Origin of the sequence: Nonomuraea sp. NPDC049141 (assembly GCF_040648415.1) — a bacterium.
GTDB lineage: Bacteria > Actinomycetota > Actinomycetes > Streptosporangiales > Streptosporangiaceae > Nonomuraea.
On record NZ_JBEZDR010000239.1, the window covers coordinates 1 to 1,276 of the forward strand.

At 73.5% G+C, this 1,276-nt stretch carries 1 protein-coding gene and 1 pseudogene; both read left to right on the forward strand.

Translation table 11 applies throughout. From position 1 onward, the window contains the following. Nucleotides 1-456, forward strand: a 456-nt coding sequence (locus AB0B91_RS66155; RefSeq protein ID WP_358343272.1) for a sugar O-acetyltransferase, incomplete at its 5' end; no start/stop codon positions are given. A gap of 102 nt (nucleotides 457-558) precedes the next feature. Then, nucleotides 559-1,276 (forward strand): annotated as a pseudogene (locus AB0B91_RS66160) (hypothetical protein); the annotation flags it as partial.

Genomic DNA, 1,276 nt, shown 5'->3' on the forward strand with positions numbered 1-1,276 from the left:
TTCACCGGGTGCGCCGCTGCCGACCCCGAGGCCCGGCTCGCCGCCCTGCGCGACCTGCTCGGCGAGGTGGGCGAGGGCACCCACGTCCGGCCCCCGCTGTACGTCGACTACGGCCGGTACGTCCGGATCGGACCACGCAGCTTCGTCAACTTCAACGCGGTCTTCCTCGACGTCGCCCCCATCACCATCGGCGCCGACGTCCAGATCGGACCGAACGTGCAACTGCTCACCCCCACCCACCCCGTCGAGCCCGGGCCCCGCCGCGACAAGTGGGAGGCGGCCAAGCCGATCACCATCGGCGACAACGTCTGGCTCGGCGGCGGGGCCATCGTGCTCGCCGGCGTCACCATCGGCGAGAACACCGTCGTCGGCGCGGGCGCCGTGGTGACCAGGGACCTGCCGGCGAACGTCGTCGCCGTGGGTAACCCCGCCCGGGTCGTACGACAGCTCGACTGACCACGATCAAGCCCACCACCTGCACAAACATCCTCCAACCCCTGGCATTTCACACCCGGCACCCGGCACTGTGGGTGGTGACGTCGTCACCAGGGGGCGAGGATGGTCGGTCGGGTTCTCGAACTGCGCGTGCACGGGGTCTCCAACACGCCCCCGGGCCAGATCCTCGGCCTGCGTCCGGCCCCCGGCCAGGACGCGCCCCCACCGCCGTGGCTCGTCGCGGGCGGCCCGGTCACCGGCTTCTACCGCTCCCCCGCCGCCGAGCCCGGTGCCCCGGTCGTCGTCGAGGCGTACAGCTGGGGGCAGTTGACCTCCGGCGCGCGCACCGCGCGCGACCTCGAACGCGCACTGTGGACGCTGCTGCTCCCGTTCACGCTGGCCAACGTCGCGCTGCACGCCCGGCCGTCCGTCCCGGGCGACCCCGGCACCGAACGCTGGCACAGCACCTCGGGGATCGCGGCCTGGCTCATCCGGCTGTTCTGCCTGAGCCTCACCGGCACCCTCACCCTCACCCTCACCGCCGTCGGAGTCGACCTCGTGGGCTGGCAGTGCGTCGACCAGGACTGCCTGCGCCGGATCCCGGGCCCCTGGGAGTTCCTGGGACGGGGCTGGTGGAGCGAGGGCACCAGACCGATGGCCGTCGGCCTGATCGTGCCCCTCGGCGCACTGGCCCTGCTCGGCCTGGTGAGCTGGCGCACCTACCAGTACGAGGCACAGATGCCGGCCGAACCGGTGCCCCCACCGAGGGCTCCGCGGCCCGCCGACGCGCCGCCGGACGGACCGCAGCAACCCGAGGCGGGCCCGGCCGCGCCGGACCCAC